Consider the following 12,938-nt stretch of genomic DNA (forward strand, 5'->3'; position numbering starts at 1 on the left):
GTTCAGCCCCCAATGGCCTTTTCCCTTCAAGGCTCGGAGCAATCCGAGCCTTTTTTCTTGCGCGTCGTGCAAGCCGTTGCGGGAACGCGGGAAAACCCCCTTCCCTCTCGCGCCCTCCTTCGAGGCTGCTGCGCAGCACCTCAGGATGAGGGGAAGGGGTGGGACTCTCGCCTCACCGACCCCGAAAAAAGTCAGCCGGCGAGCTTGGCGGCGATGCCGGCCACGTGGCGGCCCTGGTAGCGGGCGCCGTCGAGTTCGACCTCGCTCGGCTGGCGCGAGCCGTCGCCGTCGGCGATGGTCGTGGCGCCGTACGGCGAGCCGCCCTTCACCTGCTGGACGCCGTTCTGACCGCTGAAGCTGTAAGGCAGGCCCACCACCACCATGCCGTGGTGGAACATCACCGTGTGGAAGCTCGTCAGCGTGGTCTCCTGGCCGCCGTGCTGCGAGGCGGTGGAGGTGAAGGCCGAGCCGACCTTGCCGACCAGCGCGCCCTTGGCCCACAGGCCGCCGGTCTGGTCGATGAACTGCTTCATCTGCGAGGCCATGTTGCCGTAGCGGGTCGGCGTGCCGAAGATGATCGCGTCGTAATCGGCCAGCTCCTCGACCGTGGCGACCGGCGCCTGCTGGTCGAGCTTGTAGTGGAACTGCCGGGCCACCTCTTCCGGCACCAGCTCGGGCACGCGCTTGACCGCGACCTCGGCCCCGGCCTCGCGGGCGCCCTCGGCCACGGCCTGCGCCATCCGCTCCACGTGACCCCAGGACGAGTAGTAGAGAACCAGAACCTTTGCCATCGCTCGAACGTCCCGTCTTGACGGCCCGCGTGCCCGCGGCCCCTTTTCGATGGGCAGAGTATGGCGGTTTACCCCGCTTGCAGAAATGCCCCGATCTGCAAGATCATCCTTGCATCGATGCAAGGAGAGGCGAGCGGTGGCGGTGGCGTGGGACGAGTTCCGCCTCGTGCGGGCCATCGCCGAGCGCGGCGCCCTGGCGCCGGCCGCGGGCCAGCTCGGCATCAACCCCTCGACCGCCTTCCGGCGGCTCGCGGCCTTGGAGGCGGGGCTCGGCGCGCGCCTGTTCGAGCGCCACCGCTCCGGCTACGTGCCGACGCCCGCGGGCGAGGCGATGGTCGCTGCCGCGGGCCGGATGGAGGAGGAGGCCGCCCGGTTCGACCGCGAGGTGGCGGACCGCGCCTCGGTGCCCTCGGGGAGCTTGCGGATCACCGCACCCGCGGGGCTCGCGGTCGATCTGCTGATGCCGATGCTCGCCCGCTTCCGCGGGCTCTATCCGCGGGTGCTGCTCGATCTCGTGGTGTCGGAGGAGGCGCTGAACCTGTCGCGGCGCGACGCCGACGTGGCCTTGCGTGCCACCCGCGAGCCGCCGGACAACCTCGTCGGGCGCCGCCTCTCGGGGGTGGCCTGGGCGGTCTACGGCCCGGCCGGGGCGGAGCCTGCGGCGGACCCGCTCTGGGTCAGCCCGGACGAGGGCGTGGCGGGCGGCCTGTTCGCCCGCTTCGTCGCCGCGCGGGCCGCGCCCGAGCGGGTGGCGTTGCGGCTCAACTCGGTGCAGGGCCTGTGCGAGGCGGTGGCCGCGGGCATCGGCATCGGGGCACTGCCCTGCTACGTCGCCGACCGCCATCCGGCCCTGCGTCGCCTCTCCGGCCCGGAGCCGGAATTGGCGGCCGACCTCTGGCTCCTGACCCATCCGGACCTGCGCCGCTCGGTGCGGGTGCGCGCGTTTCTGGAGCACACGGCGGCCGAGATCGCGCCGCTGCGAGCGGGGCTGGAGGGGCGGGGCGGAAAGGTTTTTTGATGGGGCGGAAGCCGCGCTGGTTTTTCGATAGAGGGCGCCCGTCGCTCGTCCCACCCTCCCCCTCATCCTGAGGTGCCGCGCAGCGGCCTCGAAGGAGGGCTCCAGGGATCGCGCGCGTACTGGAGCCCTCCTTCGAGGCTACGCTTCGCTCCGCACCTCAGGATGAGGGGGATGGATGGGAGGGCGGAAGAGGAATCCGTATGGCCCGGCGCGAAGAGCGCCGCGCTTGAGCGGCCTCGGCTTTCAGCCGAGGCGTCGAGCGGAGCGAAAGCCTAAGCCCGCGGATGCGGGCGCCGGCGACTGAGGCCAACCCAGAGACGGGTGAATACAATTGCGCCAGGGGCGCTTCCCCCTGTATAAGCCCGTCATCCCCTCATTCATCGCGACACGGGATCCTCCGGGCTTCAAGCCGGAGGTCGCGGGAAGCCCGTTTCCGCTCCCCTGGCGCGACGCCCCGAACGACACCGTCTGGAGTTTGCCCGATGTCCCAAGGTCCGCTGATGCCCAAGGCGACCGCCGTGTGGCTCGTCGAGAACACCTCGCTGGCCTTCGAGCAGATCGCCGACTTCTGCAAGCTGCACCCGCTGGAGGTGAAGGGCATCGCCGACGGCGAGGTCGCGGCGGGCATCAAGGGGCTCGATCCGATCACCACCGGCCAGCTCACCCGCGACGAGATCGAGCGGGCGCAGCGCGCCCCGAACTACAAGCTCAAGGTCGCGGTCTCGAAGGTGAAGCTGCCGGAGGTCAAGCGCACCACCAAGGGCCCGCGCTACACCCCGCTGTCGCGCCGCCAGGACCGCCCGAACGCCATCCTCTGGCTGATCCGCAACCATCCGGAGCTGAAGGACGCGCAGATCATCCGGCTCGTCGGCACCACCAAGTCGACGATCCAGCAGATCCGCGAGCGCACCCACTGGAATTCGAGCCAGCTCTCGCCACTCGATCCGGTGACGCTGGGCCTGTGCTCGCAGATCGACCTCGACTTCGAGGTGCAGCGCGCCGCCAAGGACCGCCCGGCGGTGGTCCAGCCGGACGGCGGCGCCAAGCTCCTGCCGACCGAGGTCTCGACCGCCCCGGCAGCCGAGGAGGCCGAGGACGAGGATCTCAATGCGGATGCCGTCTTCGCCAAGCTCAAGGGCATGAGCCGCATCGACGAGGACGACGAGGACTAGGTCTGGCGCCTCCAAAAGCATCATTTGATGAGAAGCGAGGCCTCCTGCTCTTGAGCGGGAGGCCTTCTTCGTTTGAAAATTTCAAGAATTTTCGCGCAATTCCTGCGAAGACGCCGCGCCAGGGAGAATTTGGCAAGGGATTGCCGATAGACATTTCGCAAGAATCGGCGAGCGCCCCCCTCGCGGGGATTGCAACGCTCGGAAAAGCCGATCTCGGGACCGGGGTTGACGATGCTCGCGAGATTGTCCGACGAATTGTGTCTCTTATCGACCAAAGCATTCGTCGATGTCGAACTCATCGACGGCGGCGACACCGTCGTGGTGAAGTTCGAGGGCGCCGATTGTCGGACGGTCGGCGTGATGATGTCGCGCCGGGTGATGCAGGGCATGGTCCGCGCGCTCACCGGCCTCGCTGCCGAGGCCGAGCCGGCGGACCGGCTGCGGCCGGGGGGCTGAGCCGTCAGGAGGGCAGCCGTTCGATCAGCCCCTGGATCTCCCCCGGCAGCGGCGTGCGGTCGGTGCGGGCGTAGAGGTCGCGCAGCTGTCGGCCGATTTCGGCCAGGCTCATCGAGCCCTTCACGATCAGCCGGTCGGCTTGTCGCCCGAGGCTCTCCTTCTCGGAAGGCGTGATTTCTTTAGCGGTCAGCACCACCACCGGCACGTTGCCGTCGGGGCGCCCGCGCAAGGCGCGCAGGAAGGCGAAGCCGTCCATCACCGGCATCATCAGGTCGAGCAGGATCAGGCTCGGGCGGGCCGCATCCAGGCTGTCGAGGCCTTGCGCGCCGTTCTCCGCCTCGCGCACCTGCCAGCCCTCGCGCTGGAGCGTGCGGCGCATCCGCTCGCGGGCGTCCGGGTCGTCGTCGACGATGAGGACGCTGCCCTCGTGTTCGGTCGGGCGGTAGCGCTCCATCGCCTCCTTGAGGGCCCCCCAATCGACCGGCTTGACGAGGTAGTCGGTGGCGCCGAGCACGTGGGCGAGGCTGAACTCGTTGACCACGCTGGTGATGATCACCGGGGTCTCGGCGATGTCGGGATCGGTGCGGATCGCGTGCAGCACCGCCCAGCCGTCCATGCGCGGCATCTCGATGTCGAGCAGGATCGCCCGCGGCTTGAGTGCGCGGGCGAGCGTCAGCCCGGCCCGGCCGTCGTTGGCGGTGCGCACCCGGAACCCCTCGCGTTCGAGGAAGCGCTGGAGCAGGTCGCGGGCCGCGGGGTCGTCGTCCACCAGCAGCACCACGTCGTGGAGATGCGCCTCGCCCTCGGTGATCTCGTGGACGCGCGCCGCCACGCTCTCGGCGGCCTCCTCCTCCTCGTGCAAAGCCAGTTCGGCGGGCAGCCGGATCGTGAAGGTCGCGCCCTTCCCGTAGGTGCTGGCGACATCGATCGCCCCGCCCATCCGCTCGCAGAAGGCGCGGGTGATGGCGAGCCCGAGCCCCGTGCCGCCGAACTGGCGCGTGGTCGATTCGTCGGCCTGCGAGAACCGCTCGAACAGCCGGCCCATCTGCTCCTCGGTGAGCCCGATGCCGGTGTCGGAGACGGCGAACGTCAGCCAGTCGGCGCCCTCCCCCCTGCTGCGGCGGACCGTGAGCGCGATGTCGCCGTCCTCCGAGAATTTGGCGGCGTTGCCGATCAGGTTGATCAGCGATTGGCGCAGCTTCAGCTGGTCCTGATGCATCGCGCCGAGATCGGGTCCGAGATCGAGGCGGAAGCGGTTGCGCTTCTTCGCGATCAGGCTCTGCGTCGCCGCCGACACGTCGTCCACGAGGCTCGCCACGTCGAAGGTCTCGGCGGCGAGCGTCATGCGCCCGGCCTCGATCTTCGAGATGTCGAGCACGTCGTTGATGAGCCCGAGGAGATGGCGGGCGGAAGATTCGATCTTGCGCAGGTCCGGCAGCAGCTCGGCCTGGCCCAGATCCTCCAGCTCCTCGCCGAGCATCTCGGAATAGCCGATCACCGCCGAGAGCGGCGTGCGCAGTTCGTGGCTCATGTTGGCCAGGAACTGGCTCTTGGCGAGGTTGGCGGCCTCTGCCGCCGCCCGGGCGCGCTCGGCCTCGGCCTCCGCTTCCTTGCGCACGGTGATGTCGATGTTGAGCCCGACCCATTCGCGGATCGCGCCGTCCTCGGCCAGCACCGGCACGCCGCGCACCTCGGTGTCGCGCCATTCTCCGTCGTGGCGGCGCAGCCGGTACTCGACCGCGTAGGGCCGCACCTGCTCGACGCATTCGGCCCAGACTTCCGCGGCCCTGGCGCGGTCTTCGGGATGGACCGCATCGACCCAGCCCCAGCCCTGATAGGCCTCCTCGCTCTGCCCCGTGTAGGCGGCCCAGCGCGGCTGCGGCGGCATCAGCTCGCCCTCCGCGGTGGTGTTCCAGATCACCGCCGCCGAGGCGTCGATCAGCGCGCGGAAGCGCTCTTCCGAGAGGCGCAGCGCTTCCTGCGCCTCGCGCGTCTCGGTCACGTCGGTGTTGGTGCCGTACCAGCGCTCGACCGTGCCGTCGGGGCCCCGCACGGGTTCGGCGAGCGACAGGAACCAGCGGTATCGCCCGTCCTTCCCGCGAAGGGGGAACGTGTCCTGCCAGGATTGCCCCGCGGCGATGCAGGCGGAGAAGCGCGCGGCGGCGCGCTCCAGATGGTCGGGGTGGTGCAGCTTGCGCCAGCCGGCATCGGCCATCTCGGCGGGCGTCGTGCCGGTATAGTCGTACCAGCGGCGATTGTACCAGAACAGGTTGCCCGCCCCGTCGGCGATCCAGGCGAGCTGGGGCAGCGCGTCGGCGAGGTTGCGGAAATCGGCCTCGCTCGGCGGGGCAGCGTGGGCGCTCACGGTGGTGTTCTCCATCGTCCGTCCCCTTACCGCCGCAGCCGGTTGCCGAGCACGAAGCCGAACAAGCCCATCAGCACGATGCCGACGGCGCCCTGCACGCCGACGAGCAGGTTGGTGATGCGCCCGTCCGGCTTCACCCCGATCTCCGGCGGGTTGGCGGTGAGCATGTTGAGGGCGCTGTAGCTGACGAGGTCGAGGGGGTTGTAGGTCGGGACATCCGTGCCCTCCCGCGACAGGCCGCCGGTCGCCCCGTAGGCCACCGCGAACAGGACGATGCCGATGGCGAAGGCGCGGGCGATGCGCGACAGGCTCTCGCCGTAATCGCACAGCCACTCGACGTAGCGGTCGGCGATCCAGCGATAGCCGTGGGTGACGGTGCCGCGCAGATCGCGTGCGGAAAAGGCCTTGTGGGCCTGCTGGCCGGCATGGCGCCGGCCCATGCGGCGCCCGCGCTTGTAGGCCCAACTCGCCCCCGTATGGCTGCCGATGCTCTGGAGGTTGCGCTCCAGCGCGAGGTAGCTCGCCTGCGCCGCCTCGTACTCGCCCGCCGCCTCCTCGCCGACGCAGCCGCCGAGCTGCTCGTGCGAGAGCCGCACCCCTTCGAGCCATGCGCCGGCGAAGCGCGCGTGACGCAACTTGCACGTGGTCAGGTCGAGCCGCACGAGGCTGGTGCGGGCGAAATCCGCCCCCGACAGGTCGGCCCCGTCGAGGCGGCAGCCCGCGAGGTTGGCGCCCCGCAGGCGCGAGCCGGTCAGCCGCGCCTTCTTCAGGCTCGCCCCCTCGAAATCCGCCCCCGTGAGGTTGCAGTCGGACAGGTTCGCCTCGTCGAGGCGCGCGGACCGGAACACCGAATCGTCGGCGTCGGCCCCGGAAAAGTCGGTGCCCCACAGGTCGGCGCCGGGAAAGCGCGCGCCGTCGAGCAGCGCCTTCCGGAAGCTCGCGAAGCGCATCACGGCGTCGGAGAAGTCGGCATCCTCCAGCATCGCCTCGCCGAAGGCCGCCTGCCCCCCCGCGACGCCGTGGAAGCGCGCCCCCGAGAGGTCGGCGCCGGAAAAGTCCGCTTCCTCCAGGCAGGCCCCCTCGAACCCGGCCGAGCGGGCGAGGATGCCGGGCAGCTTGGCGCGCCGGAGGTTCGCCCCCGACAGGTCGGTCTCTTCGAGATCGGCTTCCCCGAGGTCGGCGCCGCCGAGGTCGAGCCCGCCGGTGTCAGTTGCCCACCACGCGGGCGGCGCGCCCGCCTCGATGCGCGGTTCGAGCGCCGCGCGGCCCAGGCGCAGCCCGGCGAGCCCGCCCCGGCCCGCGCCATCGAGGGGGGCGGCCCCGGCGCCGAGCTGCGCCAGCAGGGCGGCGACGCGCGGATCGCCCCCGGTCTCGCCACGTTGCCCGCCATGTTGCACCGCCGCGTCCCGCACCATATCCACCCCTCGCACCGTCGCCTTGAGCGATACAGGCAGGCGGGGCCAAATGGCGAGACGCTTGCACCGCGGCGATTGTGTGATCCGGCGGGCGTTCCGCGCGTTGATGCGGGGCGCGGTGACGGCGCGATGAGGGGATGGGCGGGCGTGTCGGGCAAGATTCTGCTGGTCGAGGACCACGAGGAGATCTGGGACTTCCTGTCCCGCCGCCTCAAGCGCCGCGGCTACGAGGTGGTGCTGGCCCATGACGGCGAGGCCGGCGTGCAGCAGGCCCGCGCGGCCCAGCCCGACGTGATCCTGCTCGACATGAACCTGCCGGTGCTCGACGGCTGGTCCACCGCCCGCGCCCTCAAGGCCGGCGGCGACACCCGCGCGATCCCGATCATCGCGCTCACCGCCCACGCCATGTCGGGCGACCGCGACAAGGCGATCCAGGCCGGCTGCGACGACTACCACGCCAAGCCGATCGATTTCCCGAAACTCCTGAGCCAGATCGGCGCGGCGATCGGGGCGGCGTCCTGAGCGTGGCCGGGGCAGACGCCTCCACCACTCCTCCTCCCATTCACCCCCTCATCCTGAGGCGCTGCGCGAAGCGCAGCCTCGAAGGAGGGCTCCAGCTCGCGCGGCGATCCCTGGAGCCCTCCTTCGAGGCTGCTTCGCAGCACCTCAGGATGAGGGTGTGGGGGGGAGACGCGCACCGAAACGCCCTTCTTCCCGGCACGCAGGCGATGGTCCGATGAGCGACGATCCGGTCACGGCGCGCCTGATGCGGCGGGCGCTGCCGGTGGTGACGGCGCTCGCCTCTCTGCTGCTGGTCGTGACGCTGGCCGGCGCCCTCTATCTCGGGCGCGACATCCTCGTGCCGGTGGCGCTCGCGATTCTTCTCAGCTTCGTCCTGCTGCCGGCGGTGCGGGCGCTCCGGCGCCTGCGGGTGCCGCGGGCGGCGGCCGTGCTCGTCGTGGTGCTCCTGGCCTTCGGCATCCTCGTCGCCGTCGGCGGGCTGATCGCCCGCGAGGCGGCGCAGCTCGCCACCGACCTGCCGCGCTACTCCATCACCCTGCGCGACAAGATCACGGCGCTCCGTGCGGCGACCGCCGAGCGCGGCGGCCTGTCCGACAGCTTCTCCGGCTTCTTCGACATGGCCGAGGAGATCGGCAAGGAGCTGCAGCCCCCCGCCCCCGAGACGACCGCGGATGCCCGGCTCGGCACGGCCGAGCGGCCGATGCAGGTCGAGATCCACGCCCCCCGCTCGGGCCTGCTGAAGACGCTGGGCTCGGTCGCGGGCGGCGTGCTGCATCCGCTGGCGACGTTCGGCCTGATCCTGCTGTTCACGATCTTCATCCTGTTGCAGCGGGAAGACCTGCGCAATCGCGCGATCCGCTTGGCCGGATCGAGCGACCTGCGCCGCACGACGGCGGCGATCGACGACGCCACCGGCCGCCTCAGCCGGCTGTTTCTGGCGCAGCTCGCCCTCAACTTCGCCTTCGGCCTCGTGATCGGGGTGGGCCTGTGGGCCATCGGCGTGCCGAGCCCGATCCTGTTCGGCGTCATCGCCGGCATCTCGCGGTTCGTGCCGTATGTCGGCGCGGTGATCAGCGCGGTGCTGCCGCTCGCCATCGCGGTCGCGGTCGATCCGGGCTGGTCGATGGCGATCCAGGTCGCGATCCTGTTCGTCGTGGTCGAGCCCATCGCCGGCCACGTGGTCGAGCCGCTGCTCTACGGCCACTCCACCGGCATCTCGCCGATGGCGGTGATCCTGGCGGCCACGATCTGGACCTTCCTGTGGGGGCCGATCGGCCTCTTGCTCGCCACCCCGCTGACCGTCTGCCTCGTCGTGCTCGGGCGTCATGTCGAGCGATTGTGGTTCCTCGACGTGATCCTCGGCGACCGGCCCGCGCTCGGCCCCCAGGAAATTTTTTATCAGCGCATGCTGGCGGGCGATCCGGCCGAGGCGATCGAGCAGGGCCGGCTTTTCCTGAAGGAGCGGGCGCTCGTCACCTATTACGACGAGGTGGTGCTGGCCTCGCTCCGGATGGCGCAGGAGGATGCCGCCCGCGGCACCCTCGACCGTGCGCGCCAGGGACAGGTGGGCGCGAGCGTGCGTGTCGTCGTCGAGACGCTGGGGCAGGTGCGGGCCCGCGGCCTGCCGTTCCTCGGTCGCCGCCAGAAGACCGCCAGCGCCGAGGCCGAGGCCGCCTTCGCCGCCGTGGGGCCGGACCGCAGCACCGCCGCCATCGTGCTGCGCCCCGACGACCTCGCCCCCGGCTGGCGCGGCGCCACCCCGGTGCTCTGCGTGACGAGCGGTGGCGCTTTCGACGAGGCCGCCACCCTGATGCTCGCCCAGACGCTGACCCGCCACGGCCTCGCCGCGCGGGCGGTGTCGCAGGAGGCGCTGCGCGCCCTGAGCCCGGAGGAGCGGCCGGCGCTGATCTGCTTCTCCTATCTCGACCCGATCAGCCTCTCGCAGATCCGCCTGACGCTGCGGCGCGCCCGCCAGGCGGTGCCGGGGGTGAGCGTGATGGTCGGCTTCTGGCGCGAGCGCGACCCGGCCTCCCTCGGGCGCCTGCGCCGCCAGATCGCCGCCGACCGCCTCGTCACCTCGCTCGGCGACGCCCTGGGGGCCGCGCTGGAGCAGGCGCGGGCCGCGCCGGAACCGATGCGGCGGGCGGCGGAGTAGGGCTGCCGACGACAACCCCACCGTCATTCCGGGGCGCCGAAGGCGAACCCGGAATCCACGACTGGCCGCGACAGGTCGATTGCGACCGGGCACCGCGCATCATGGGTGGATTCCGGGTTCCGCTTCGCGGCCCCGGAATGACGGCGAGAGGTCGTCAGAACCGGCCGGCGCACAATCCGGCCGCGCCTGTCACCCTGCACCAACAGCCCCGCCGCCCGATCCGCTGGACCGCCGCCCGGCGCGACGATACTCCGGCAGGACTCGTGAAAAAGGCGGGAGGACGCCAGGGTGACAGCCGACGACACGCCCGAGATCCTACTGATCCGCCAGACCCGGCCCGACGTGGCCGAGCGGCTTAGCCACCGCTTCCGCCTGCACCGGCTGGAGGAGGCGCCCGACCGCGACGCCTTCCTCTCCGAGATCGGCCCGCGCATCCGCGGGCTCGCCGTCGGCGCGATGAGCCCGATCGATGCCGCCCTGTTCGAGCGGCTGCCGAACCTCGAGATCGTGTCGAGCTTCGGCGTCGGCTACGACACCATCGACGTGAGGGAGGCCGCCCGCCGCGGGATCGTCGTCACCCACACCCCCGACGTGCTCTCCGACGAGGTGGCCGACCTCGCGCTGGGCCTGCTGCTCGCGACCGTGCGGCGCATCCCGCAGGCCGACCGCTACCTGCGCGAGGGCCGCTGGCGGCAGGCGAGTTTTCCGCTCACGACGAGCCTGCGCGAGCGCAAGGCCGGCATCCTCGGCCTCGGGCGGATCGGCCGGGCCATCGCGACGCGGCTCGAAGCCTTCGGCGTGAGCGTCGCCTATCACGGCCGCACGCCGCAGGACGTGGGTTACGCCTATCACGACAGCCTAATCGGGCTGGCGCAAGCGAGCGACATCCTGATCGTCGCCGCCCCTGCCGGGCCGGACACGAAGGGCATCGTCGATGCCGCGGTGCTGGACGCGCTCGGGCCGGACGGCATCGTGATCAACATCGCCCGCGGCAGCCTGATCGACGAGGCGGCGCTGACCGCAGCATTGCAGGCCGGCACCATCCTCGGCGCCGGGCTCGACGTGTTCGAGAACGAGCCGCACGTGCCGGACGCGCTCGCCGCCCTCGACAACACCGTGCTGCTGCCGCATGTCGGCTCCGGCTCCCACTATACGCGGGCGGCGATGGGCCGGCTCCTGACCGACAACCTGTTCGCGTGGTTCGAGGGTCGGGCGCCGCTGACCCCCGTTCCCGAGACGCCGGGCCTGCGCGCACGATGAGGTTCGTTTCCGTGCCGCCGCGCCCCGCCACCCTCGCCCTCGCCGTCCTCCTGCCGCTCGCCGCCGCCGCGCAGGAGGCGACGACGCCCCCGCAGAGCAGCATGCCGGCTACCCTGCCCGACACCGTGGCCGGGGCGGCGGGCAGCTGGGACCTCGCCATCGCGGGCGGGCAGCGGCGCTGCGTGCTGACGCTCTCGGCCGACAGCGGCCCGGCCGGCCGGATCGTGCGCTTCCCCGCGGGCTGCCGCCGGGCGCTGCCGGTGATGGCCGGGATCGCCGGCTGGCTCTACGCCGACGACGGCATCCGCCTCGTCGACACCAACGTCCGGCCGATCCTGAGCTTCGCCCGCGAGCCCGACGGCCGCAGCCTCGGCGCGACCGCCGGGAACGGCGAGCGCTACAGCCTCGTCCCCCTCCAGATCGCCGCCATGCGCCCGGCCTCCGACACGCCGCCCGCGCCCGAACCCGCCGCAGCGCCGCAACCGACCGCCGCCCCCGCGCCCCCGCCGGAGGGCCCGGCGCCGGGCCTCTACGCCCTCGACCGCGCCACGCAAAAGGACGTCTGCCGCCTCGAACTGGCGCCCCCCGACGCCGCGGCCAAGGAAGCGCCGGTGCGCCTCCTGCCCGGCTGCCGCGACAGCGGGATCACGGTGTTCGACCCCGCGACCTGGCGCTTCGCCTCCGGCCTCCTCACCCTCAAGGCCCGCCGCGGCCACGCGGTCAACCTCATCGCCCTCCCCGACGGCCGCTGGCGCCGCGACCCCGATGTCGGGGTGACGTTCGTGCTCAGGAAGGTCGAGCCGTAACGCTCAACCCAAGCCTCAAAAAACCGCCCGCGCGGCCAGATGCGCCCCGAGCCCGAGCAGGCCGACAAAGAAGACCTTGCGGAAGACCGGCTCGCTGACCCGGCCGCGCACCCAGCCGCCGACGAACATGCCGCCGAGGGCGGGCAGCAGCGCGAGCAGCGACACGCCCGCGATCTTCGGCCCCAGCACCCCGGTCCCGGTGAGCGCCACGGCGAGCGCGATGGTCGAGACCGTGAAGGACAGGCCGAGCGCCTGGATCAGGTCGTCCTTGGAGAGCCCCAGCGCGCCGAGATAGGGCGCGGCCGGGAACGACGACACGCCGGTCGCCGCCGTCACCACCCCGGTCGCCCCGCCGATGATCGGCGCGAGCCAGCGCTCAGTGGCGGGCGCCACGGTCAGCCGCAGGGCGGCGAGCCCGTAGGCGGCGTAGATCATCAGGGCGATCCCCAGCGCGATGGTGGCCTCGCGCCCGTAGCGCCCGTGCAGCAGCGCGCCGGCCGCGAGCGTCGTCAGCGTGCTCGCCACCAGCAGCGGCCACAGCCGCTTCGCCAGCGCACCGAAGCGCGGCCCCGCCACCAACTGCCAGACATTGGTGACGAAGGCCGGCACCACGAGGATCGCGGCGGCCTCCGCCGGCGTCATGACGAGGCTCAGCAGCCCCACCGCGACGGGCGGCAGCCCGAGCCCGACCACGCCCTTGACGAAGCCGGCCAGCAGAAAGGCGAAGGCCGCGATGGCGAGCGCCGAGGGATCGAGGGGGAAGGTCATTTTTTCGTTTCGGGCCAGTGGGTCGTCGTGGAGGGTCGGGCGCGCCGGGCGGCGTGTGACACCCGCGCCGTCATTGCGAGGAGAAGCCGAAGCAATCCAGGGCGCGCGGGTGCCGGAGATGGTGGAACCGTGCCGACGCAGCGGCTCAGCGGACGCCCTGTCCTGACGATGCGGAGCGCTGGATTGCTTCGGCTCCGCCTCGCAATGACG

At 71.6% G+C, this 12,938-nt stretch carries 11 protein-coding genes; 7 read left to right on the top strand and 4 right to left on the bottom strand.

What is annotated here, in order from left to right; all coding sequences use genetic code 11:
• Window positions 1-191: 191 nt before the first annotated feature.
• A complete protein-coding gene (wrbA, locus tag AAHG03_RS13450) occupies window positions 192-791 on the bottom strand; it encodes an NAD(P)H:quinone oxidoreductase (RefSeq protein WP_342151177.1) in 600 nt (199 codons plus the stop codon).
• A 136-nt stretch (window positions 792-927) separates the two neighbouring features.
• Here wrbA and AAHG03_RS13455 point away from each other — a divergent pair, with 136 nt between their 5' ends.
• From AAHG03_RS13455 to AAHG03_RS13465, 3 genes are all read left to right on the top strand, one after another.
• Window positions 928-1,809, top strand: coding sequence for a LysR family transcriptional regulator (locus tag AAHG03_RS13455; protein WP_342151178.1), 882 nt, complete (start codon window positions 928-930; stop codon window positions 1,807-1,809).
• Window positions 1,810-2,291: 482 nt separating this feature from the next.
• The gene (locus tag AAHG03_RS13460; RefSeq protein WP_056238620.1) at window positions 2,292-2,981 is read left to right on the top strand and encodes a DUF1013 domain-containing protein; all 690 of its coding nucleotides are present in this window, start codon (window positions 2,292-2,294) and stop codon (window positions 2,979-2,981) included.
• A gap of 231 nt (window positions 2,982-3,212) precedes the next feature.
• Window positions 3,213-3,437, top strand: coding sequence for a hypothetical protein (locus AAHG03_RS13465; protein ID WP_342151179.1), 225 nt, complete (start codon window positions 3,213-3,215; stop codon window positions 3,435-3,437).
• Between the two features lie 4 nt (window positions 3,438-3,441).
• Here the strand turns inward: AAHG03_RS13465 and AAHG03_RS13470 are convergent, their stop codons facing one another.
• Complete coding sequence (locus tag AAHG03_RS13470) at window positions 3,442-5,817, bottom strand: hybrid sensor histidine kinase/response regulator (RefSeq protein ID WP_342151180.1); 2,376 nt, start codon at window positions 5,815-5,817, stop codon at window positions 3,442-3,444.
• Window positions 5,818-5,828: 11 nt separating this feature from the next.
• The gene (locus tag AAHG03_RS13475; RefSeq protein WP_342151181.1) at window positions 5,829-7,217 is read right to left on the bottom strand and encodes a pentapeptide repeat-containing protein; all 1,389 of its coding nucleotides are present in this window, start codon (window positions 7,215-7,217) and stop codon (window positions 5,829-5,831) included.
• A 129-nt stretch (window positions 7,218-7,346) separates the two neighbouring features.
• Between AAHG03_RS13475 and AAHG03_RS13480 the strand changes: the two genes are divergently transcribed.
• The 4 genes from AAHG03_RS13480 to AAHG03_RS13495 all read left to right on the top strand — a co-directional run bounded on the left by AAHG03_RS13480 (window position 7,347) and on the right by AAHG03_RS13495 (window position 11,960).
• Window positions 7,347-7,739 (top strand): response regulator, encoded by a 393-nt coding sequence (locus AAHG03_RS13480; RefSeq protein WP_342151182.1) that lies wholly within the window; start codon window positions 7,347-7,349, stop codon window positions 7,737-7,739.
• A gap of 214 nt (window positions 7,740-7,953) precedes the next feature.
• Window positions 7,954-9,894: an AI-2E family transporter gene (locus AAHG03_RS13485; RefSeq protein WP_342151183.1), complete on the top strand. Its 1,941-nt coding sequence runs from the start codon at window positions 7,954-7,956 to the stop codon at window positions 9,892-9,894.
• Between the two features lie 288 nt (window positions 9,895-10,182).
• Entirely contained in the window at window positions 10,183-11,154 is a 972-nt protein-coding gene (locus AAHG03_RS13490; protein WP_342151184.1) for a 2-hydroxyacid dehydrogenase, read from the top strand.
• Window positions 11,155-11,165: 11 nt separating this feature from the next.
• Window positions 11,166-11,960 (top strand): AprI/Inh family metalloprotease inhibitor, encoded by a 795-nt coding sequence (locus AAHG03_RS13495; protein WP_342151185.1) that lies wholly within the window; start codon window positions 11,166-11,168, stop codon window positions 11,958-11,960.
• Window positions 11,961-11,975: 15 nt separating this feature from the next.
• On the opposite strand, the gene AAHG03_RS13500 is transcribed toward AAHG03_RS13495, so the two are convergent.
• Window positions 11,976-12,728, bottom strand: coding sequence for a sulfite exporter TauE/SafE family protein (locus tag AAHG03_RS13500; RefSeq protein ID WP_342151186.1), 753 nt, complete (start codon window positions 12,726-12,728; stop codon window positions 11,976-11,978).
• Between the last annotated feature and the right edge of the window lie 210 nt (window positions 12,729-12,938).

This window comes from Methylorubrum subtropicum (assembly GCF_038442325.1).
Taxonomy (GTDB): Bacteria; Pseudomonadota; Alphaproteobacteria; order Rhizobiales; family Beijerinckiaceae; genus Methylobacterium; species Methylobacterium subtropicum.